The organism is Pseudomonas helmanticensis, assembly GCF_900182985.1.
In the GTDB taxonomy this organism is placed as follows: Bacteria; Pseudomonadota; Gammaproteobacteria; order Pseudomonadales; family Pseudomonadaceae; genus Aquipseudomonas; species Aquipseudomonas helmanticensis.
This window is the reverse complement of sequence record NZ_FXUY01000001.1, coordinates 1,945,735-1,969,021: the sequence shown is the minus strand read 5'-3', so window position 1 is coordinate 1,969,021 and position 23,287 is coordinate 1,945,735. Positions and strand designations below refer to the sequence as shown.

The window sequence follows — 23,287 nt, the reverse complement described above, 5'->3', positions numbered from 1 at the left end:
TCACATCCGGAACACGCCGAAGCGGCTCGGTTCGATTGGCGCGTTCAACGACGCGGACAAGGCCAGGGCCAGCACATCGCGGGTTTGCGCGGGGTCGATGACGCCGTCGTCCCACAGCCGTGCGCTGGAATAGTAGGGATGACCCTGCTCTTCGTATTGGTCGAGGATCGGCTGCTTGATCTCGGCTTCCTGCTCGGCACTGAACGCCTGACCGCTGCGTTCAGCCTGCTCGCGTTTGACCTGCACCAGCACGCCGGCCGCCTGTTCGGCGCCCATCACGCCAATCCGCGCGTTCGGCCACATCCACAGGAATCGCGGGTCGTAAGCACGACCGCACATGCCGTAGTTACCGGCGCCAAAACTGCCGCCGATGATCACGGTAAATTTTGGCACCTTGGCGCAGGCCACGGCAGTCACCAGTTTTGCGCCGTGCTTGGCGATGCCACCGGCCTCGTATTTCTGGCCGACCATGAAACCGGTAATGTTCTGTAAAAACAGTAGCGGAATGCCGCGCTGGCAGGCCAGTTCGATGAAGTGCGCGCCTTTCTGCGCGGCTTCGGCGAAGAGGATGCCGTTGTTCGCCAGTATCGCGATCGGGTAACCGTGCAGATGGGCGAAACCGCAGACCAGCGTGGTGCCGAACAGCGCCTTGAACTCATCGAACACTGAGCCGTCGACCAGTCGCGCAATCACTTCGCGCACGTCGAACGGTTGCTTGGCGTCGGCGCAAACCACGCCGTACAACTCGTCGCTGGCGTACAGCGGCGCAATCGGCGTGCGCTGCTGCACGTCGCCGAGTTTGCGCCAGTTGAGGTTGGCAACGCTGCGGCGGGCGAGGGCGAGGGCGTGTTCGTCGCTCTCGGCGTAATGGTCGGCGACCCCGGAAATCTTGCAGTGCACATCGGCACCGCCCAAGTCCTCGGCGCTGACCACTTCACCGGTCGCGGCTTTTACCAGCGGCGGGCCGGCGAGGAAAATCGTCGCCTGATTGCGCACCATGATCGCTTCGTCCGCCATCGCCGGCACGTACGCGCCACCAGCGGTGCATGAACCCATGACCACAGCGATTTGCGGAATGCCCATCGCACTCATGTTGGCCTGGTTGAAGAAGATCCGCCCGAAGTGCTCGCGATCCGGAAACACTTCATCCTGACGCGGCAGGTTGGCACCGCCGGAGTCGACCAGATAGATGCACGGCAGACGATTCTGCTGCGCGATGGTTTGTGCGCGCAGGTGTTTCTTCACGGTCAGCGGGTAGTACGAACCACCCTTAACCGTTGCGTCGTTGGCGACGATCATGCACTCGACGCCTTCGACCCGGCCGATCCCGGCAATCACGCCAGCGGCGGGCACGTCTTCACCGTAAACGGCGTGGGCGGCCAGTTGACTGATTTCCAGAAACGGCGAACCTGGATCTAGCAAGCGATTAATGCGCTCACGCGGCAGCAATTTGCCCCGTGAGGTGTGGCGTTCCTGGGCTTTCGCGCCGCCACCCTGTGCCACTTGGGCGAGCAGGGTGTGCAGGGCGTCGACCTGTTTGAGCATCGCCGCGCTGTTGGCGGCGAACTCTGCAGAGCGAGGATTGAGCTGTGTATGCAGAATCATGGCTTACTCCGTAAGCAGCTACGAGTTGCAAGCTTGGAGCGGCAAGTTGAGGCTGTTCTCTTGCAGCTTGAAACTTGCAGCTCGCAGCTGACGAAATTCATTTCGTTTCGTTGAAGAGTTCGCGACCGATCAGCATGCGACGGATCTCACTGGTGCCGGCGCCGATTTCGTACAGCTTGGCGTCGCGCAGCAGACGGCCCGCCGGGAATTCGTTGATGTAACCGTTACCGCCGAGAATCTGGATCGCATCGAGGGCCATTTGTGTGGCGCGCTCTGCGGTGTAGAGGATTACGCCGGCGGCATCTTTACGGGTGGTTTCGCCACGTTCGCAGGCCTGCGCAACCGCATAAAGGTAGGCGCGGCTGGCGTTGAGTTGGGTGTACATGTCGGCGACTTTGCCCTGGATCAGCTGGAACTCACCGATGCTCTGGCCGAACTGTTTGCGGTCGTGGATGTACGGCACGATCAGGTCCATGCACGACTGCATGATCCCGGTCGGGCCGCCTGACAGCACGACGCGCTCGTAATCGAGGCCGCTCATCAGCACTTTGACGCCGCCATTGAGCACGCCGAGGATGTTTTCTTCCGGCACTTCGACGTCATCGAAGAACAACTCGCAAGTGTTGGAGCCGCGCATGCCGAGCTTGTCGAACTTGTTGCTGCGGCTGAAGCCTTTCCAGTCGCGCTCGACGATGAACGCGGTGATGCCGTGCGGACCTTTTTCCAGATCGGTCTTGGCGTAGATCACGTAAGTGTTGGCGTCAGGGCCATTGGTGATCCAGGTTTTGCTGCCGTTGAGGACGAAACGGTCGCCGCGCTTGTCGGCCCGCAGTTTCATCGAGACCACGTCGGAACCGGCGTTCGGTTCGCTCATCGCCAGCGCGCCGACGTGTTCGCCGCTGATCAGCTTCGGCAGATACTTGGTTTTCTGTTCGTGGTTGCCGTTACGGTTGATCTGATTGACGCAGAGGTTGGAATGCGCGCCATAGGACAGCGCCACCGAAGCCGAGCCACGGCTGATTTCTTCCATCGCCACGACGTGCGCCAGATAACCCAGGCCCGCGCCGCCGTACTCTTCCGGCACGGTAATGCCGAGCAGGCCCATGTCACCGAATTTGCCCCACATGTCGGCGGGGAACAGGTTGTCGCTGTCGATCTGCGCGGCGCGCGGAGCGATCTCCTTGGCGACAAAGGACTGAACCTGATCGCGCAGCATGTCGATGGTTTCACCGAGGGCGAAGTTCAGGGATGGATAGCTCATGGGTCACCTTTTGGCTTTTTTGTAGGGTGGGGAGGGCGGTTACTCGGCTCTCACCTTTACGTTAACGTAAGCCTGTGACGAATGGCTGTCAATCACCCTTTACGTTAACGTCAACTTCAGCGAGAGTAGGGGCAGTTCAAGATTGAAAGCGGACTGCTTTTTTGTGGGAGCGGGCTTGTGTGGCGAGGGGATTTATCCCCGTTCGGCTGCGAAGCAGTCGTGAAATCTGTAAATCTGATTTGTCTGGAGATATGCAGGGGCGGCTTCGCCACCCATCGGGGATAAATCCCCTCGCCACAGTTGGCTCCCACAAAAAGTGTAATTCGGTAAACCCACTAATAAAGACAATAGGGGTCGTCATGGATCAACCCAGTGCAAACCCGCAGCGCAGCTACACCCGTGGTTCCCAGGACAAAGCCTTGCTGGCGCTGACCATCGGGCAGAAGTTCGATCAGACCGTCGCGCAATTCCCCGACAGCGAAGCGCTTGTCGTGCGCCATCAGCAACTGCGCTATTCGTGGCGACAACTGGCCGACGCGGTGGATCTCCATGCCAGAGCCTTGCTCGCCCTGGGGTTGCAGGCTGGCGACCGCCTCGGTATCTGGGCGCCGAACTGCGCGCAGTGGTGCATCACTCAATTCGCCACGGCGAAAATCGGCGTGATCCTGGTCAACGTCAATCCGGCCTACCGCAGTTCCGAACTCGAATACGTACTCAAGCAATCCGGCTGCCAATGGCTGGTCTGCGCTGGCGCATTCAAGTCGTCGAACTACCACGGCATGTTGCAAGGATTGGTGCCAGAACTGGCCGAACAATCCATTGGTCAATTGCGCAGTGAACGTCTGCCGGACTTGCGCGGGGTGATCAGCCTCGACGCTCAACCGCCTTCAGGTTTCCTGCCATGGTCACAACTGACCGACATGGCCGCCAGCGTTACCGCAGAACAACTCAGCGAACGCAGCGACAGCCTGCACTTCGATCAACCGGTGAACATCCAGTACACCTCCGGCACCACCGGTTTCCCCAAAGGTGCGACCCTCAGCCACTACAACATCCTCAACAACGGTTACATGGTCGGCGAAAGCATCGGCCTGACTCCGACCGATCGCCTGGTGATCCCGGTGCCGCTGTACCACTGCTTCGGCATGGTCATGGGCAACCTCGGCTGCATCACCCACGGCAGCACGATGATTTACCCCAACGATGCGTTCGATCCGTTGCTGACCCTGCAAACCGTCGCCGAAGAAAAAGCCACCGGGCTCTACGGCGTACCGACCATGTTCATTGCCATGCTCGACCAGCCGCAACGCGCCGAATTCGATCTGTCGAGCCTGCGCACCGGGATCATGGCCGGCGCCACCTGCCCGATCGAAGTGATGCGCCGGGTCATCAGCGAGATGCACATGAGTGAAGTACAGATCGCTTACGGCATGACCGAAACCAGTCCGGTGTCGCTGCAAACCGGCCCCAACGACGAGTTGGAATTACGCGTGACCACCGTCGGTCGCACCCAGCCGCAACTGGAAAGCAAGATCATCGACGAGGCCGGCAACCTCGTGCCGCGCGGCACCATCGGCGAACTGTGCACCCGGGGTTACAGCGTGATGCTCGGTTACTGGAGCAATCCGCAAGCCACGGCCGAAGCCATCGATGAAGCGGGCTGGATGCACACCGGCGATCTGGCGAGCATGAACGAGGAGGGTTACGTCAACATCGCCGGGCGTAACAAGGACATGATCATTCGCGGCGGCGAGAACGTTTATCCGCGCGAGCTGGAGGAGTTTTTCTTCACCCACCCGGCAGTGGCGGACGTGCAGGTGATCGGCATTCCGTGCTCGCGTTACGGTGAGGAGATTGTCGCCTGGATCAAATTTCATCCCGGCCACAATGCGTCCGAACTGGAACTGCAAACCTGGTGCAAGGAGCGCATCGCGCACTTCAAGACGCCACGGCACTTCAAGTTCGTCGAAGAGTTTCCGATGACGGTGACGGGCAAGATCCAGAAATTCAGGATGCGTGAAATCAGCATCGAGGAACTGAAAACGGTGCGGTGAAGATCAAAAGATCGCAGCCTGCGGCAGCTCCTACAGGGGATCGGTGTAGGAGCTGCCGCAGGCTGCGATCTTTTAAAAAGAGGAATTGCAGAAAGCACAAAGGGGAGCCGAGGCTCCCCTTTAATTTTGTCGTCGCGTGCTCTTTTTTATTATTGAGGGTCGGTCTGTTGTTGTTTTTGGCAACCGTGGCCCTTTACCGCTGTTTTTGGCGACCCCCATCCGGGGTCAAGAGCAAACGTATTTTTTTGAGCGCTGATCTGCTTTCTCGTTAAACGATCCAACCGATTCGGTAGCTACCTGAAGGTAGTTTTATTGTTCTCTGCCCGGTTGCGGGTCACTCCTGAGAGCACCCTGAAAAGCACACCTTCTCCAAAAAAATCTGTTAGCTGCGTCTCTGCCGTGTTGTTTTTGTTATGTCAGAGTCGTTACGTCTTATTTTTATTGGTTTGCTGCTTTTTATTCTTGTTATGCCATAGAGATAGCAGAAGCCGTGCCAACTTTTAAAAACCCTTATAAATCAATAAGATATGAATTATGAGGATTTTTCGTTCAGACGAAACCAGACAATTTGTTTCCGTGTTACTCGCTTAAACCCACATTTCAGACACAGCGGTAACACCTTCCCCCCTCACTGTGCGCTGCGAGCCTTGGCCACGCGCGAACCGCTTGGGCGACCGAGCACCGCGCTGATCTGCTGACCCGCGACAATCAAGGCGTCCAGGTCGATGCCGCTCTCGATGCCGAGGCCGTTGAGCAGGTACACGACGTCTTCGGTGGCAACGTTACCGCTCGCACCTTTGGCGTACGGGCAGCCGCCGAGGCCCGCGATAGAGCTGTCGAACACTGAAATGCCTTCGAGCAGGCTGGCGTAGATGTTGGCCATGGCCTGGCCATAGGTGTCGTGGAAATGCCCGGCGAGTTTTTCCCGTGGCACTTGCGCTGAAACCACTTCGAACAGGCGGCGGGTGGCGCCAGCGGTGCCGGTGCCGATGGTGTCGCCCAAGGAAACTTCGTAGCAGCCCATCGCATACAACTCGCGCGCGACCATGGCCACTTGCTCCGGCGCGACCGTGCCTTCGTACGGGCAACCGAGCACGCACGACACGTAACCGCGCACGGTAATGCCGTGTTGTTTTGCCGCTTCCATGATCGGCGCAAAACGCGCCAGGCTTTCACTGATCGAGCAGTTGATGTTGCGCTGCGAGAACGCTTCGGACGCAGCGGCGAACACCGCGACTTCCTTGACCCCGGCAGCGATCGCATCTTCAAAGCCGCGCAGGTTCGGTGCCAGCGCACCGTAGGTCACGCCAGGCTTGCGCTGGATCTGCGCGAACACTTCGGCAGAACCGGCCATTTGCGGCACCCATTTGGGCGAGACGAAACTGCCGACTTCGATATAGCCAAGCCCGGCCGCGCTCAGCGCGTCGACCAGTTGTACTTTGTCAGCGACGCTGATCGGTTGGGCTTCGTTCTGCAGGCCGTCGCGCGGGCCGACTTCGATCAGGCGTACTTGGGAGGGGAGGGACATGGGCTGACCTGCTCTTTTGAATTCGTGGAGATCTTTTGTAGGAGTGAGCCTGCTCGCGATAGCGGTGTGTCAGTCGAACAAATATTATCTGACACGCCGCTATCGCGAGCAGGCTCACTCCTACAGGGGATTTGTGTTGTTTGTCAGATCGCCTGCTGGCTCTTGAGCGTCTGCTCCAGCGCCTGCACGCAGCGCTCTTCGGCGGTATCGAGTTCCAGCTTCATCTGTTCGATATCCAGCAACTGCTGTTCCAACTGCTCGCGGCGTTCAGTGATTTTCGCCAACATGCTATTGAGCTGCTTGGTGTTACCGCTGGACGGGTCGTAGAGCTCGATCAGTTCGCGGCATTCGGCCAAGGAGAAACCGATGCGCTTGCCCCGCAGGATCAACTTCAGGCTGACCTTGTCGCGTGGCGAATAGATGCGTTCCTGGCCACGGCGCTCAGGGCTGAGCAGGCCTTGTTCTTCATAAAAACGGATCGCCCGGGTGGTGATGTCGAGCTCGCGGGCGAGGTCGGAAATGCTGTAGGTCTGGCTGCTCATGGGCGCGCTCGGAAAAAGGTCTTGGCGCTAAGCTAATGGCAGGTTGACGTTTACGTCAAGCAAGAAAAAGATCGCAACCTGCGGCAGCTCCTACACCGATCCATGTAGGAGCTGCCGCAGGCTGCGATCTTTTGATCTTTCCTCAAACCACCTGCTTATCCAGCTTCTTCTCCTGTGCCGTCACCTGCTGGCACAACTCGATCATCTGCTCGCGCATCCAGCGATTTGCCGGGTCCTGATCGGTGCTCTCATGCCAATACAGATGCGTCTCCACCGGCGGCACATCATTCACCGGCAGATTAAACGCCTGCAGCTCATGTCGCCGGGCAAAACGCTCCGGCACGGTCATGACCATGTCCGTCTGCTGCATCACCTGCGACGCCATCAAATAATGCTGCGAACGCAGGGCGATCTTGCGCTGAATGCCCATCTTGCCCAACGCCAGATCGACATACCCCAGGCCACTGCGACGGCTGGAAATGTGGATATGCGTCAGGGACAGATAATCATCCAGCGAGAGCTTTTCCTTGCCCGCCATCGGATGCCCTTTGCGCATCGCACAGACGTAACGGTCTTCCATCAGCTTGACGTGGCGCACCTGCGGGTCAGTGTTGAGCGGCGCATCCACGGCAAAATCGAGGCGCCCGGCGGCCAGTTCCTTGGTGGTCTCGCGACGTTTCGACAGGAAACTTTCGATGATCACTGTCGGCGCCAGGCGGCGCAGGCGCTGGAACAATGGCGGCAGAATCACCGCCTCGGTGAGGTCGGTCATGCTGATGCGGTAGGTCTTGACCGCTTGCGCCGGGTTGAAAATGCGACTTTCCTGAACTGACACGCGCAGCAGTGACAGCGCATTGCGCACCGGGCCGATGATGTTCTGCGCCATCGGCGTCGGCACCATGCCCTGAGCCGTGCGCACGAACAGCGGATCGTTGAAGGTCTCGCGCAACCGTGCCAATGCGTTGGACACCGCCGGCTGGGTGATGCCGACAATCTGCCCGGCGCGGGTCAGGTTGGCTTCGGTGTAGATCGCGTCGAAGACGATGAAAAGGTTGAGGTCGACCTTACTCAGATTCATAACGCGTTTCTCTTGTTTTAGGGGGCTGGCAATCAGCCGATCATATATCGGTGATGAATGTTTATACACGCCGAGAATAGGCTAGGTAAATTATCAACGCTGTTCTAGCATCGATTGCATGACTTAAACAACCTCCGCCAAAGAACTGCCTTAACCATCGGGAGCTGCTCATGGATTTCGCTTATTCGCCCAAGGTGCAAGAACTGCGTGAGCGCGTGACCGCGTTCATGGACGCTTACGTTTACCCGGCCGAAGCCGTATTCGAACGCCAGGTTGCCGAAGGCGATCGCTGGCAGCCGACGGCGATCATGGAAGAGCTCAAAGCCCGCGCCAAGGCCGAAGGCCTGTGGAATCTGTTCCTGCCGGAATCGGAACTCGGCGCCGGCCTGAGCAACCTTGAATACGCACCATTGGCGGAAATCATGGGCCGCTCACTGCTCGGGCCAGAGCCGTTCAACTGCTCGGCGCCGGACACCGGCAACATGGAAGTGTTGGTGCGCTACGCCAACGAAGAACAGAAACAGCGCTGGCTCGAACCGTTGCTGCGCGGCGAGATCCGTTCGGCGTTCGCCATGACCGAACCGGACGTGGCTTCCTCCGACGCCACCAACATGGCCGCCCGTGCGGTGCGTGATGGCGACGAGTGGGTGATCAACGGCAAAAAATGGTGGACCTCCGGCGCCTGCGATCCACGTTGCAAGATCCTCATCTTCATGGGCCTGAGCAATCCCGATGCACCGCGCCACGCCCAGCATTCGATGATCCTCGTGCCGGTCGACACCCCCGGGGTGAAAATCGTCCGACCGCTGCCGGTGTTCGGTTACGACGACGCACCGCACGGTCACGCTGAAGTGCTGTTCGACAACGTGCGGGTGCCGTACGAAAACGTCTTGCTCGGTGAAGGACGCGGCTTCGAAATCGCTCAGGGGCGTCTCGGCCCAGGGCGAATTCACCACTGCATGCGTTCGGTCGGCATGGCGGAGCGTGCGCTGGAATTGATGTGCAAACGCTCGGTGAGCCGCACTGCATTCGGCAAGCCGCTGGCACGCCTGGGCGGTAACGTCGACAAGATCGCCGACTCGCGGATGGAAATTGACATGGCGCGCCTGCTGACTTTGAAAGCGGCGTACATGATGGACACCGTCGGTAACAAAGTGGCGAAGAGCGAGATCGCACAGATCAAGGTCGTCGCGCCGAACGTAGCGCTACGCGTGATCGACCGGGCGATTCAGATGCATGGCGGGGCAGGGGTGTCGAACGATTTCCCGCTGGCTTATATGTATGCGATGCAACGGACATTGCGTCTGGCCGATGGCCCGGACGAAGTGCACCGTGCGGCGATTGGCAAGTTTGAGATCGGCAAATATGTGCCGAAGGAAATGCTGCGTAGCGAACGCTGATCCACCTGATCGTTCCCACGCTCTGCGTGGGAATGCGTCCCGTGACGCTCCGCGTCACAGTGGACGCGGAGCATCCATGGCGGCGTTACCACGCGGAGCGTGGGAACGATCTGCATCAACATCAGGCTCAATACACCCAAACCTCAACCCGCCGATTCTTGATCCGCCCCTCATCCGCGCTATTGGTCGCCACCGGCATCAACGCACCAAAGCCGCGCACCTCACGCAACACCACACCGCTCTTCACCAACTCGCGCCGCACCGCCATGGCCCGCAGTTTCGACAGCAGATCCGCGCGCGCCGGGTCGTCCTTGGCATCACCAAAACCCACCAGCGTCACCGCACGTTCGCTCTTGTCATGGCGCTTTATATAGTCGAGCACCCGCGCCAGATCCTGACGCGCCTTGTTGTCCAGGCTCGCGCTGCCTTCTTCAAACCGGAAGTTGACTGTCAGACGCTGGGCGTGACGGCTGAGGGATTGATAACCCTCGGGCATCAGCGCATTCGGCGCGACCGTCATGGCGTGCACGGTCTGGCTGACAAAACCATTGGCCGCGACGATCGCCTGACCCTGACGGCTTTGCGCAAACGTCACCAACGCCTGCGCCCACGGGTTTTTGCTGTCCGGCGGCAGATAGAAGAACAAACGTCGGGACAATGGATAGTCTTCAGTCGCGATCAGGCTGTTGAGCGGCAGCATCGATTGCGACGCGCCATCGGCAATCGCCACGGCTTTGGCCTGACGCACATACGGCAAACCAATGAAGCCGATGCCCTGCGGATCGCTACTCACCGCGTCGGATAACTGTTCGCTGGATTCAAAACGTTTTGCGGCGCTGCCGAGAATTTTCCCACGACGACTGAGGACCAATTCCTTAAACGTGTCGTAGGTGCCCGACTGATCATCGCGCGCATACAAATGAATCGCGCCGCCACGCCCGCCGAGGTCTTCCCAGCTTTTTACTTCGCCGGCGAAGACCCGCGCCAGTTGCTCGGTGTCGAGTTGCTGCAACGGATTATCGGGATGCAGGATGATCGCCAGGCCATCGATGGCGATGACTTGCTCGGCGGCGGAGCTTTTCAGATCGCCCAGTGATTGCAGGGTCTGCAACTCACTGTCCTTGATCTCGCGAGAGGACGCGGCCAGATCGGCGCTGGCGTTTTTCAACGCGGTGAAACCGGTGCTGGAGCCGTGGGCGGCGACTTCGACGACCACGCGTTTGCCTTCGTGGGTCTGGCCGACGATGCGCAATTCGTTGGCGGTGTCCGGGGTATCGCGGTGGATTTTCAGCAGACCCTGTTCTTGCAACAGGCCTTCGACCAGCGCCGGGCCGAGTTCGGCGCCGATGGTGTTGGAGCCTTGAATGCGCAGCGCCGGGCCGTTTTCGGGAAGGGGCAGGGCAGCGGCAGAGACCGTCAGCCATGCACTCAAGAGAAACACGCAGAGAACACGCAGGGTCATGCCGGCACCGAATCAAGCGAAGGGGATTGCCGGGGAGATTAAGTCAGAAGCATGACCAAAAGATGACAGATCAAAAGATCGCAGCCTTCGGCAGCTCCTACAGGGGGAACGCATTTCAAATGTAGGAGCTGCCGAAGGCTGCGATCTTTTGATCTTGGCTGATATCAGCTGAGTTCAAGCCAGATCGGCGCATGGTCAGAAGGCTTTTCCATCCCACGCAATTCATAGTCCACACCCGCCGCCTTCACCCGCGGCAACAAACCGTGCGACGCCAGAATCACATCAATGCGCAGCCCGCGCTTCGGCTCATCCTCAAAACCACGGCTGCGGTAGTCGAACCAGCTGAACATGTCGGTCACGTCCGGGTTCAGGTGGCGATAACTGTCAGTCAGGCCCCAGTTCTTCAAGCGTGCCATCCACTCGCGTTCTTCCGGCAGGAAGCTGCATTTGCCGGTTTTCAGCCAGCGCTTCATGTTGTCCGGGCCGATGCCGATGTCGCAGTCTTCCGGGGAAATGTTCACATCGCCCATCACCACCACGGGCTGTTCGTTGTGGAACTGGCTTTCCAGCAGCGTTTGCAGATCGCTGTAGAAACGCTGCTTGGCCGGGAACTTGGTCGGATGGTCGCGGCTTTCACCCTGTGGGAAATAGCCGTTCATGATCGTCACCGGCAGGCCATTGGCGTCGGCGAAGGTGCCCCAGATGAAACGACGCTGAGCGTCTTCTTCATCGGTGGCGAAACCTTTGTGGATGGCGATCGGCTCCTGGCGCGAAAGCATGGCCACGCCGTAATGGCCTTTCTGGCCGTGGAAATATACGTGGTAGCCGAGGGCGCGGACTTCTTCCAGCGGGAACTGATCGTCGTGGACCTTGGTTTCCTGCAGGCCGATGACGTCCGGCTGATGTTTTTCGATCAGCGCTGCCAGCTGATGCGGACGGGCGCGCAGTCCGTTGATGTTGAAGGAAACGATCTTCATGGTCGGCAGTCCTGGCAAAAGGGCGATGCTAGCTGACAGGGGGGAAATGGGCCAGTGTGGGAGAAATCATTTTGGCCAGTGGGATTTGTAGTGTCTGCAATGGCGCCATCGCGAGCAGGCTCACTCCTACAGGGGAACGCATTCCAAATGTAGGAGTGAGCCTGCTCGCGATAGCGTCCGCCCGGTCGATGAAGATCCAAGGTTGGTCTATACCTGTGGGGAACTGTCCCACCGCCAACAGGTTCGTACCAACAAGAGCGCCGCCATTTGCACGCGCCCCGGGGAGAATCACCGTCATGCCTGAAACCCAGACCGCCATCGCCGACATTCACATGCTTGACCGTGGCTACTCGCGTGAAGCGCGCTCCTTGCTGTATCAGGCCTATCGCCACGAGCCGACCTTCGGCTACCTGTTCGAAGCCGAGCGTCCCGGTTACGAGCAACGCGTGCGCGCCACGGTACGCGAACTGGTCAAACAGCATTTTCTCCAGGACTTGCCCGCGATCGGCCTGCTGGTCAACGACCGTCTGATCGGCATCGCCCTGATCGCGCCGCCGCAACGCCGTTTGGGCATCACCGAAAGTTGGGCATGGCGCCTGCGCATGGTGCTCAGCACCGGTTTTCGCTGCACCCGCCGTTATCTCGAATACCACGATGCAGTCGCCGCCTGCGTGCCGACCGATTCGGTGCACATGCTGCCGCTGCTGGGGATTCACCCACAGTTCCAGGGCAAGCACTTTGGCGAGCAACTGTTGACCGCCGTACACAACTGGTGCGCGGTGGATGAAACCTCGCAAGGCGTGGTGCTCGACACCGGCAACCCGCGTTACCTGGAATTCTATAAAAGGCAGGGTTACGAAGAGATCGGCGAAGTTGCCGTCGGCCCGGTGCGTGAACACGTATTTTTCCACGCCAATCCGCAGGTGTTACAAACTGCAACAGCATGACAATGAAACTTCTTGGGAAATTTCCTGTTCTATCACGCTCCCAAGCCCGTGATAGCATCCGCGCCTATGAAGTTTCCAGGAAGATTTACCAGTGGCGTGCTTGTGCTGTTAACCAGCTGCGCGGCGCTGGCGCAAAGTGAATTGGACGTACGGATCAAACCGTCCAACGATGAACTTAAAGCCAATATAGAAGGCTATATCGGCAGCCTCGGCGACCGTGACGAAGAAGCTTTGCAACGCTTCAGTCGCGGTGCCGAAGAGCAGGCGCGCAAAGCCGCCCAGGCATTGGGCTACTACCAGCCGCAGATCGAAAGTGACGTCAAGGGCGGCGAAAAACCACGCCTGGTGCTGAACATCGATCCCGGCGAGCCGATTCGCCTGCGCAACGTCACCATTCGTGTCGACGGCCCGGCGGCCTCCCTCAAATCCTTTCGTGTACCGAAAAGCGACGTGCTGAAATCCGGCGCGGTACTCAATCATGGGCGTTACGAAGACGCCAAAAGACTTATTCAGAATCAGGCCTCGCGCTTCGGTTTCTTCAGCGGCCACTTCACCCGCCAGAAACTTCTGGTCGACCCGCGCGCCGGTGTCGCCGACGTTGAATTGATCTACGAAAGCGGCCCGCGTTATGCGCTGGGCAAAGTCAAATTCGAGGGCGACACGCCGTTTGACGAAGACCTGCTGCAACGCATGGTGCCGTTCAAGGAAGGCGAACCGTACGACTCCGAGCTGATCGCCGAACTCAACCGCGACCTGCAATCGAGCGGCTATTTCGAAGGCGTGCGCGTCGATGCTGCGCCGACCACGGCGAAAAACGAGGAGATCCCGGTCGACGTCAAACTCGACACGCGCAAGCCGCGCACCATGGGCCTGGGCCTCGGTTATTCAACCGACGTCGGCCCGCGTATCAAAGCCAACTGGACCCGCCACTGGGTCAACCCGCAAGGCGACAGCTATGGCTGGGAAGCGGAACTGTCGGCACCACGGCAAAACGTCGGGCTGTTCTACGACATTCCGCTCGACCCGCCACTGACCGACAAACTGCGTTGGGCCGGCGGCTATCAATTCGAAGACATCGACGGCTCTGACACGCTCAGCAAGCTGCTGACCTTCGGACCGGAGTGGCACAGCAAGTTGCCTAGCGGCTGGCAGCGAGTGATTTCGCTGAAGTGGCAGCGTGAAGAATATGAACTCGGCGACGACTCGGGCCTGAGTACCTTGCTGATGCCCGGCATCAGTTATTCGTACCTGAAAAGCGATAACCGCATCGACCCGCACAACGGCTATCGACTGAGCTTTGAAAGCAAAGTGGCCAAGGAAGGCCTCGGTTCCGACAACAACCTTTTATATGGCACCGCGCTGGTCAAAGGTTTGACCACGGTGTTCGACAAGCACCGCTTCCTCGGTCGCGTGCAGGTCGGCGGCAGCGCCACCAACGGCTACAACTCGGTGCCACCGTCGCTGCGTTTCTTCGCCGGTGGCGATCAGAGCGTGCGCGGTTACGACTACCAGAGCCTGTCGCCGAAAAACTCCGAGGGCGATCGCATCGGCGGCCGTTACATGGTCGCCGGTAGCGTCGAATATCAATACTCGATCGCCGAGAAATGGCGCGTGGCGACCTTCGTCGATCAGGGTAATTCCTTCAACAAACTCGAACTGCCGAACCTCAAGACCGGGGTCGGTATTGGTGTGCGCTGGGTCTCGCCTGTGGGGCCGATCCGCCTCGACCTGGCCCACGCACTCGACGACGATGGCGGCATCCGGCTGCACTTTTCCATGGGGCCTGAGCTGTGAAGCGTGGTTTGAAAATAACGGCACTGGCGCTATTGGCGTTGGTCTTGTTGATTGTATTGAGCCTCACTGCCGTGCTCGGCACGCAGGCTGGCAGCCGTTGGGTATTGGGTCTCGTGCCCGGCCTGACGGTAGAGAATTTCCACGGTCGTCTTGGCGGGCAATGGAGTGCCGATCATCTGTTGTGGCAGCAGGACAGCAGCCGGGTGGAGCTGAACCAGGCGATCTTCGCCTGGTCGCCGCTGTGCCTGACGCGCATGACCTTGTGCATCGAACAGCTCCAGGCTGATCAGGTGATCCTGCAATTCCCGCCGAGCGCGGAAACCACCGACAGCGGTCCGATCAAACTGCCGGATCTGCAATTGCCGCTGGCCATCGAACTGGGCGACGTAAAAGTCGGCAGTCTGCTGTTCAACGGCAGCGAGCAACTCAAGGGCTTGCAACTGGCGGCGCACTGGACCGCCCAGGGTATGCAGATTGAAAGCATCAAATTGCAGCGCGACGACCTCAGCCTGAACCTGTCCGGCACGCTGCAGCCGACCGGCAACTGGCCGTTGAATATCGCCGGTGACCTGACATTGCCGTCGCCGGGCACTGAACCGTGGACGCTGGCGCTGAAAGTCGATGGCGATCTGCTGAAAACCCTCAACCTGCGCGCCGACAGTCATGGCTACCTCGACGGCCAGTTGAGCGGCGAATTGCAACCGCTGGTGGAAAACCTCCCGGCGAAAGTGCGCATCACCAGCGATGCGTTCAAACCGAGCGCCGACCTGCCCGACACCCTGCAACTTAATCAATTGCTGCTGACCGGCGAAGGCGACCTGAAAAACGGTTACCAGTTAAACGGCAACGCCACGCTGCCCGCCGATAAAGGCCCGGTGGCGCTGCTGCTCAAAGGCAAAGTCGACGCCAGCGGCGCACAGATCGCTGGCCTCGACCTGACCGCCAACGACAAGCAAAGCCTGAAGCTCAGCGGCAGCCTCGACTGGAGCAAAGGCCTCAGCGCGCAAGCCAATATCAACTGGCAGGATTTTCCGTGGCACCGGCTCTATAACGAAATTGACGAGCCACAAGTCGCCTTGCGTACCTTCACTGGCGAAGTCTCCTACACCGACGGCCAATACCTCGGCAACTTCGACGCCGCACTGGATGGTCCGGCCGGGGCGTTTACCCTGAGCAGTCCGTTCAGCGGCAGCCTGAAACAGATCGCTTTGCCACAACTGAAAATGGAAGCCGGGCAGGGCAAAGCCGAAGGTCATGTGAATGTGCAGTTCGCCGACGGCATCGCTTGGGACACGGCGCTGGAGCTGTCGGCGCTCAACCCGGCGTATTGGGTTGGCGAGTTGCCGGGCACCTTGGCCGGGCCATTGAAAAGCCAAGGCGAAATGAAGAATGACCGCTTGAGCCTCACCGCTGATCTCGACTTGAAAGGCAAACTGCGCGGGCAACCGGCGATCCTTCAGGCCAAGGCCGACGGCGCGGGCGAGCAATGGAATCTGAATGCCCTGCAAATCCGTCTCGGCGACAACAGCATCAGCGGCAAGGGCAGCCTGCAACAAAAACTCACCGGGCAGATCGATATCAAGCTGACGCGCCTGGCCCAGCTCTGGCCGCAACTGCGCGGGCAGATTAACGGTCAGATCAATGTCGCCGGTACGCTGCAAGCACCGCAGGGCAAACTCGACCTGCAAGGTTCGCAACTGGCGTTCCAGGACAATCGCCTGCAAAGCCTCAACCTCGACGCCACGCTCGACAGTGCGCAACGAGCGAAAATCGACCTCAAGGGTTCCGGCATTCAGGCCGGTGACACCTCGCTGGGCACGCTGACCGCCAGCGCCCAAGGCGACATCAAGAGCCAGAAACTCAGCCTCGACTTGCTCGGGCCGAAGCTGAAACTGGCCCTAGGCCTCGACGGTAATCTGGACAAGGGTAACTGGCGCGGTCGCTTGGCCAACGGCGATATTCAGGCCGGTGGCCAGGACTGGAAACTGCAAAGCCCGGCCAAGCTCGAACGTCTGGCTGACGGCAAAATCAACTTCGGCGCGCATTGCTGGATGTCCGGCAATGCCAGCCTGTGCGGTGAAGACCAACGGCTGATGCCGGAGCCGAAACTGCGCTACCACCTCAAGCAATTCCCCATCGAAAGCCTCGCGCAATGGCTGCCGAAAGACTTCGCCTGGCAGGGCAAGCTCAACGCCGATCTGCAACTGGATCTGCCGGCCAGCGGCCCCAACGGCGTGGTCAGCATCGACGCCAGCGGCGGCACCTTGCGCATGAAGGAAAAGGATCAGTGGCTGGACTTCCCGTACCAGACACTCAAACTGACCAGCAAACTCACACCGAAGCGCGTCGACACCGAACTCAATTTCGTCGGCGGCAAACTCGGCGAACTGATGGTGCAGGCTCAGCTGAATCCGTTGCCGAAAAACAAACCGCTGAGCGGATCGTTTCGCCTCAGTGGACTGGACCTGTCGGTGGCGCGGCCGTTTGTGCCGATGGTCGAGAAACTCACTGGGCGCCTCAACGGCAGCGGGACGATTTCCGGCGGACTCCTGGCGCCGCTGGTCAACGGCACCGTGCAGCTCAGCGACGGCGAAGTGTCCGGCGCCGAGTTGCCGATGGAGCTGCAGAATCTGCAACTTACCGCCCTGATTGCCGGTGAGTCGGTGCGCCTCGACGGCGGCTGGAAAAGTGGCAAGAGCGGGCAGGGCAGTCTCAACGGCAATGTCGCCTGGGGTCAGGCGCTGGTGGTCGATCTGGCATTGAAAGGCACGCAACTGCCGGTCAGCGTCGAGCCGTATGCCAAGGTGGAAGTGGCGCCGGACCTGAAAATTTCCATGGCCGGCGACGAACTGAAAATCGCTGGCAAAGTTCAGGTGCCCAAAGGCGAAATCACCGTGCGTGAACTGCCGCCATCAACGGTGAAAGTCTCCGATGACACGATCATCGTCGGTGCGCAGACCGAGGAGGGCAAACCACCGCTGGCGATGAAAATGGACATTGACGTGGTGGTCGGTGAAGACAAACTCGCCTTCGCCGGATTTGGTCTGACCGCCAACGTGCAAGGTCATGTGCACATCGGCGACAACATGGATACGCGTGGTGAACTGTGGCTGAACGACGGCAAATATCGAGCCTATGGCCAGCGCCTGACGGTACGGCGCGCGCGTCTGCTGTTTGCCGGCCCCCTCGATCAGCCGTATCTGGACATCGAAGCGATCCGCCAGACCGATGATGTGATCGCCGGTATTCGCCTGAGCGGCAGCGCTGAACAACCGACCACGCAGATCTTCTCCGAACCGGCGATGAGCCAGGAGCAGGCCCTGTCCTATCTGGTACTCGGGCGTCCGCTGAGCACCAACGGCGAAGATAACAACATGCTCGCGCAAGCGGCGCTGGGGTTGGGCTTGATGGGCAGCTCCGGGGTCACCAGCGGCTTGGCCAAAGACCTAGGCATTCAGGATTTCCAGCTCGACACGGCTGGCAGCGGCGATGCCACCAGTGTGGTGGCCAGCGGCAATATTACCGAGAAGCTGAGTTTGCGTTATGGCGTTGGCGTATTTGAACCGGCCAGCACCATTGCGCTGCGTTACAAGCTGAGCAAGAAGGTCTATGTAGAGGCGGCCAGTGGCGTTGCGAGTTCGCTGGATATTTTCTACAAGCGCGATTTCTGACGCGCACTTTTCTCCGTAAATCGAGTCGTTGCCATCGCGAGCAGGCGAAGGCCTACATTTGGAATGCGTTCCCCTGTAGGAGTGAGCCTGCTCGCGATAGCGTTTTTTCAGTCGATATCAATGGTGCGGCTGATGGCCTTATCGCGAGCAGGCTCACTCCTACACTGATCTGTGGTGGGCAAGGATTTTTTCTTACGGCAGATTAACTGGGGACGGGCGGCACACCAGCGAGGCCCGCTCATAGTTCAATGCCTTGTCACGTTCAGGTAACGCATACGGTGCTTCACAACGCTGGCCTTGCCAATTGATTGTGAGCGTCCCGGTGTCGCTTTCCACCAGCGCCAGTGCCTTGCCGCTCGGGTCGGAGATTGCCAGTTGCTTGCCAGCGCCATCTTCAAGGGAAGCACCAAAGGGAATCGGCCGGTGCTGCGTATCGAACAAGGCAAATTGCACGCGGCGCCCGGTCTTGCTCGCATAGCGTGCCAGCACCACTGCACCACGGCGCGGCACCACTTGCCGGGTCGCGTTATCGATTTCGATATCGGCGCCCAGATCGCGGGTGTCGAGGTTGATCCAGTTGACCCGATAGGGTTGCGCATTGGGCACCACGGCATAGCCATTACGAGCGGTTTTCGCCCCGGAGAAGCTGCCGATCTTTACCCCGGAAACCCCTTCTACCTGCGCCAGCGCAAACGTCTCACCGACGGTTTGCCCGAGGTTGATCCCGCCGCCGTGGCCGACGATCGAACCGGCCAGATTGAGGTTCTGCGAGTTGTAGCCGCGCCCCTGACTGTAACCGGCACTGATGTCCATTACCGAGGTGCGGGTGCTGAGGTTGGCCGAACCACTGCCGCCGCCGGTGCTGCTGCTACCACCTTGCACCGAATAGTAAGTATCGCTGTCTTCCGTCAGGTAACCATTGATCCCCACTTGGGTGCTGTCGGTGGCTTTCTGTGTGCTCGCGGAAACAAAGGCACGGGGTGCACGAGGTTTCGAACCCAGCGGGAACGACAGCGACAGGTTGACCAGGGTGTCGTTGTTCGCCGGCCCATAGTTGCCGATATCCTTGGTGTAGGTGGCGCCGAGGTTGTAACTGACTTCGCCCCAATAGTTGCTGTAACCCGCCGAGAGACTTTGCGAGCCACCGCGTCCCCAATAGCGCTGGTCACTGGCATTGAGGTAGACGCTGCCAAATTGCTGATCGCGTCCCAGACTCTGATTGACGGTCAGGTCGGTGCGGGTCTTCGAGTTGCCGGTGCGTTTTTCGCCCTCGTGGCTCAGTTCCTCGACATGGTCGGTGAGGGTGCGATAACCCTCGGTCGAATAGCGATAGGCGGCGAGGGTGAAGCTGGTGTCGGTACCGGTGAATGTCTTGGCGTACAGCGCGCGCAAACTGTTGCCCTTGACCACTTGGCCAAAGGTGCGGCTGGCGGAATGCGTCACGTCGAGCGACACGGCACCGATCGACGTATTGCGCCCGGCGCCCAAGGACAACGCCTGGAAATCCTCGGTCGCCTGCACGCCGATGATGCCGGACAAATTGCTGCTGATGCCATAGGCCAGCGTGCTGCTGAGGAACTGCGGTGTCTGCTGGTCATCGCTATTGCTGTTGTAGCGGCCGGCCGAGACGCTGTATTTCAACTGACCCTGACGCACCATGATCGGCAGGCTGGAGAACGCCTGCACCGTCACCCGGCGCTGACCGTCGGCCTCGATGATCGTTATTTCCAGATCGCCGTTGGAACCGCTGGGATAGATATCACTGATCTCGAACGGGCCCGGCGGCACGTTGGCGCTGTAGAGCATGTAGTTGTTCTGACGAATTTCCACGGTGGCGCTGGACTGGGCGATCCCGCGAATGACAGGCGCGTAGCCGCGTTCGCTGTCAGCGCGCATGCCGTCATCGGAGGCCAGTTTCAGGCCGCGATAGCGCACGCTGTCGAACAGGTCGGCGTCGGAGAAAATATCCCCGGCGCTGAACTGGCCCTTCAGCGCGGTCAGGTCATGTTGCAGATAGCTGCGGTTGCTCTTGAACGTACTCGGCTGGCCGGTGCTGCTGTTGAAGTTGGACTCATTGCGCAGACGCCAGCCGCCGAGGTTGATGCCGTTGCGCAGGCCGACGTTATTGGCAATGGTATCGGCCGTTTGCGTGCTGTTACGGTTGCTGCTGACCTGATAGTTGATGAATGCTGCCGGCACGCCTTCGTCCCACAGCGCCGGATCAACGTAACCACGCCGGCCACGTTCCATGGCGCTTTGCGGCACGCTGACCAGCAGGCGCAGGCGTGGCACGTCGTAACGCACGGAGGCATGCTCGATCAGTGCCGGCAGGTCGAGGCAGGCGCTCGGATCGTCGGCGTCGAGTTTGCCGCTGGCCTGCAACTTGGCGATGTCGACGCCCAACTGCTGGACCATCTCCAGGGTCAGGCAGGCCTGGATCTTGCCGTTGCCGGGGTGGCGGCGGAAGTCGATGTCGCGACGACCGACCAGCGTGTCATTGCTGTAGAGGTCAACCCGGTAGTGGCCGGGCAGTACGCTGTTACTGGCGAGCAGCGATTGCACATCGACGGTCGACGCGGCACCTTGCAGAAACGAGGTATTGAACTGTTCATCGCCGTCAGCCTGGCACGCCGTGCTGATAGCCGAGGCGATCAACAACGATGCCAGGCCGTCGCGTTTGAGTAAAAACATGCAGGAACCCTATATCACCTCCGATACGAACTAACGGAGCGAAGAGAAATACAGTGAAAGTGCGCGATCAAAGCGACTCGCGAGTTATGGAGATTCGTTCTTTGGACGAGCGCGGTTTTCGGCGCTGTTGGAAAGTTGCGCGGTAAAACGATCTTGAGCGCCATAGTCATTAATACTGCTGAATAACAAAGTTGGCGTGTTCGTCGAGTGAAGTTGTTTCAGGGCGAACTCTTTGCGTTCGCCGGGGGCGATCATCATCGAATCAAACGGGTGCTCGCTGAGTGCGCCGGATTGCAGGGTGATATCGGCAATAGACACGTGATAAAGACCGGGGTTGTTCACCACCAGCACGCTTTTTTCGGCGCGCTCGGCCAGGCGCCAGGTCAACTCACCCGGTGCAAGGTAGGCGTTGTTTTTCAGGCCCGCGGGGCGGAAGAACACCTTGATGCGCTGACGTACGGCGAGCTGCAAGGTGTTCTGGGTTTTCGCGGTCTGGGGGATTTCCTGCACGTTCAACCAGACCACCGATTCGCGGTCGGTCGGCATGCCGGTGCCTTCGTAGATGACCCGCAGTATTTGCTGTTCTTCGCCGCTGACACGCACCAGCGGCGGTGTGACCGCAAATGGCACGGAAGCGGTTTCGCTGGCTTCGGTGTCGATCCAGGACTGGATCAATACGTCTTCACCGCTGTTACGGACGGTGATGCCGGCTTCCTTGTGCTGGCCGTCGAAGATCAGGCGGGTGCTGCTCAGGGAAATGCCGGCCGTGGCCTGAGTGACCACGAACAGGCCCAGCAGGCCCGCGCAAAATGACAGTGAGTGACGATAAAACATGATGGTTACCGCGCAGATGATTGAAAGCACGGGGCCGCGAGGCCCCGCACCGGGCTCGAAAGTTCGCGCGGGTTATTCGTATTGGAGGGTGAACGGCAGGGTGGCATCGCCACGACCGGCAACAGCCAGTTTCGGGTCAACCGTGGTGACGTAGGCGGCCGAAAATTTCAGCGTGGTATTGCTGTCCTGCAGGGTGTTTTCGATCTTCGCGGTGGCTGGCGAGCTCAAGTCGATCACAGCGCCATTGGCGTCGAGCAAGGCGATACCGATGCCTTTTGCAGCCCCCAGGCCGCTGATCAGTCGCAGCACTTTAGTGCCAGGCTCGATGCCCGAACCGGCGCCTTTGGTCGGTTCGAAGATCATCGCAACCTTGGTGCCAGCGTTGCAGTTGATCTTCATGTCGAAGTTTTCGACGCTCAAGGTGCCGTTGCCTTTCGGCGCAGTCGCGGTGCCCATGTCTTTGATCGACACTTCACCCATGGCGACCGAAATGGTCTTGTCCTTGCCGGCGCTTTCAACCGAACAGGCGTCGTTGTTGATGGTGCCGGTGAAGTTGATGGTGCCGCTGCCCGCCTTGGTTGGCGTAACCGGTGGGTCGGCTGCCAGGACATTGCCGGCCGCAGCGAAGATCGAAAGGGCGAGAAGCGTTCGGGACAACTTTTTCATGTTGCTTTTTCCATTGGTGGGGTTAAAGCAACACAATAAAACGCGGTTTACCGATGGAACATCAGACGATTCCTAGATATACGGAAGTCTCATCGAATTGTCCGCTTTGTTAGTTGAACAAGTTGCGTTCGATGCAATAAGTCAATAGTTCCTGGTCACTGCTGACTTCAAGTTTGCGCATCGCCGAGATTTTCTGCGTGCTGATGGTTTTGGCACTTCTGTTCAAGTGGCGGGCAATGTCGTTGACGCCCTGGCCCTGAACGAACAAACGCAGGATTTCATGTTCCTTGGGCGACAGCCTTGAAAAACGTTCGTCCAGATCAGCGCCGTCGTTCACCACTGATGTCGGCGCGGGTGTCTGCCAGCGCACCGGGCTGCCTTTGGCAATGGCTTTGAGGGCGGCGGCTATTTCATCGTGCAGCTGGTTTTTCTGAATGACCGCCAGCACGCCGAGTTCCTGCAGGCGCGTCAGGATCAACGGATTGGAGATCATGGTCAGCACCAACACCCGAACCTTGGGAAAATGCCGCGTCAGGTATTCCACCAGTTTCAGGCCGTCACCGTAGGGCGACTCGGCGGGCATGTTGAAGTCGGTGATCAACAAATCCACAGGCCGGGTCTCCAGCAGCTTGATCAGCTCATCGGAGCCAACGGCTTCGCCCACCACGCGAAAGCGTTGATCACGCTCGACCAGTTCCCGTACCCCCAGCAGCACGATGGGGTGATCATCGGCAATGACAACGTTGAAGGTTTCCATGAGTGATTTATCCAGAGTGA

Annotated in this window: 16 protein-coding genes; 5 read left to right on the top strand and 11 right to left on the bottom strand. The window is 59.4% G+C overall.

What is annotated here, in order from left to right; all coding sequences use genetic code 11:
- The gene (locus QOL84_RS08820) at positions 1 to 1,605 is read right to left on the bottom strand and encodes a carboxyl transferase domain-containing protein (protein ID WP_283436952.1); all 1,605 of its coding nucleotides are present in this window, start codon (positions 1,603 to 1,605) and stop codon (positions 1 to 3) included.
- Between the two features lie 97 nt (positions 1,606 to 1,702).
- Positions 1,703 to 2,866, bottom strand: coding sequence for an isovaleryl-CoA dehydrogenase (locus tag QOL84_RS08815; protein WP_034154717.1), 1,164 nt, complete (start codon positions 2,864 to 2,866; stop codon positions 1,703 to 1,705).
- Positions 2,867 to 3,225: 359 nt separating this feature from the next.
- Here QOL84_RS08815 and QOL84_RS08810 point away from each other — a divergent pair, with 359 nt between their 5' ends.
- Positions 3,226 to 4,920 (top strand): AMP-binding protein, encoded by a 1,695-nt coding sequence (locus tag QOL84_RS08810; RefSeq protein ID WP_283436951.1) that lies wholly within the window; start codon positions 3,226 to 3,228, stop codon positions 4,918 to 4,920.
- Between the two features lie 628 nt (positions 4,921 to 5,548).
- Here the strand turns inward: QOL84_RS08810 and QOL84_RS08805 are convergent.
- From QOL84_RS08805 to QOL84_RS08795, 3 genes are all read right to left on the bottom strand, one after another.
- Positions 5,549 to 6,448 (bottom strand): hydroxymethylglutaryl-CoA lyase, encoded by a 900-nt coding sequence (locus QOL84_RS08805; protein WP_283436950.1) that lies wholly within the window; start codon positions 6,446 to 6,448, stop codon positions 5,549 to 5,551.
- 143 nt (positions 6,449 to 6,591) lie between these two features.
- Entirely contained in the window at positions 6,592 to 6,990 is a 399-nt protein-coding gene (locus tag QOL84_RS08800) for a MerR family transcriptional regulator (protein WP_007917234.1), read from the bottom strand.
- Between the two features lie 142 nt (positions 6,991 to 7,132).
- Positions 7,133 to 8,068, bottom strand: coding sequence for a LysR family transcriptional regulator (locus QOL84_RS08795; RefSeq protein WP_007917233.1), 936 nt, complete (start codon positions 8,066 to 8,068; stop codon positions 7,133 to 7,135).
- Between the two features lie 170 nt (positions 8,069 to 8,238).
- On the opposite strand from QOL84_RS08795, the gene QOL84_RS08790 reads away from it, so the two are divergent.
- Positions 8,239 to 9,468 carry an acyl-CoA dehydrogenase gene (locus QOL84_RS08790; RefSeq protein WP_283436949.1) on the top strand — a complete coding sequence of 410 codons (1,230 nt, stop codon included), beginning with the start codon at positions 8,239 to 8,241 and terminating at the stop codon, positions 9,466 to 9,468.
- Positions 9,469 to 9,595: 127 nt separating this feature from the next.
- Here the strand turns inward: QOL84_RS08790 and QOL84_RS08785 are convergent, their stop codons facing one another.
- Positions 9,596 to 10,930 (bottom strand): substrate-binding domain-containing protein, encoded by a 1,335-nt coding sequence (locus QOL84_RS08785; RefSeq protein ID WP_283436948.1) that lies wholly within the window; start codon positions 10,928 to 10,930, stop codon positions 9,596 to 9,598.
- A 164-nt stretch (positions 10,931 to 11,094) separates the two neighbouring features.
- Entirely contained in the window at positions 11,095 to 11,907 is an 813-nt protein-coding gene (xthA, locus tag QOL84_RS08780) for an exodeoxyribonuclease III (RefSeq protein WP_283436947.1), read from the bottom strand.
- Positions 11,908 to 12,203: 296 nt separating this feature from the next.
- Between xthA and QOL84_RS08775 the strand changes: the two genes are divergently transcribed.
- From QOL84_RS08775 to QOL84_RS08765, 3 genes are all read left to right on the top strand, one after another.
- A complete protein-coding gene (locus tag QOL84_RS08775; protein WP_283436946.1) occupies positions 12,204 to 12,854 on the top strand; it encodes a GNAT family N-acetyltransferase in 651 nt (216 codons plus the stop codon).
- 66 nt (positions 12,855 to 12,920) lie between these two features.
- Positions 12,921 to 14,648, top strand: coding sequence for an autotransporter assembly complex protein TamA (locus QOL84_RS08770; protein ID WP_283436945.1), 1,728 nt, complete (start codon positions 12,921 to 12,923; stop codon positions 14,646 to 14,648).
- Positions 14,645 to 18,319: a translocation/assembly module TamB domain-containing protein gene (locus QOL84_RS08765; RefSeq protein WP_283436944.1), complete on the top strand. Its 3,675-nt coding sequence runs from the start codon at positions 14,645 to 14,647 to the stop codon at positions 18,317 to 18,319. The genes QOL84_RS08770 and QOL84_RS08765 overlap by 4 nt, the downstream gene beginning before the upstream one ends.
- Before the next feature lie 192 nt (positions 18,320 to 18,511).
- Here the strand turns inward: QOL84_RS08765 and QOL84_RS08760 are convergent, their stop codons facing one another.
- From QOL84_RS08760 to QOL84_RS08745, 4 genes are all read right to left on the bottom strand, one after another.
- Positions 18,512 to 21,010 (bottom strand): fimbria/pilus outer membrane usher protein, encoded by a 2,499-nt coding sequence (locus QOL84_RS08760; protein WP_283436943.1) that lies wholly within the window; start codon positions 21,008 to 21,010, stop codon positions 18,512 to 18,514.
- Positions 21,011 to 21,094: 84 nt separating this feature from the next.
- Positions 21,095 to 21,844, bottom strand: a complete 750-nt coding sequence (locus tag QOL84_RS08755; RefSeq protein WP_283436942.1) for a fimbrial biogenesis chaperone — start codon at positions 21,842 to 21,844, stop codon at positions 21,095 to 21,097.
- 72 nt (positions 21,845 to 21,916) lie between these two features.
- A complete protein-coding gene (locus QOL84_RS08750) occupies positions 21,917 to 22,510 on the bottom strand; it encodes a fimbrial protein (RefSeq protein WP_283436941.1) in 594 nt (197 codons plus the stop codon).
- A gap of 109 nt (positions 22,511 to 22,619) precedes the next feature.
- A complete protein-coding gene (locus tag QOL84_RS08745; protein ID WP_283436940.1) occupies positions 22,620 to 23,267 on the bottom strand; it encodes a response regulator in 648 nt (215 codons plus the stop codon).
- Positions 23,268 to 23,287 lie beyond the last annotated feature (20 nt).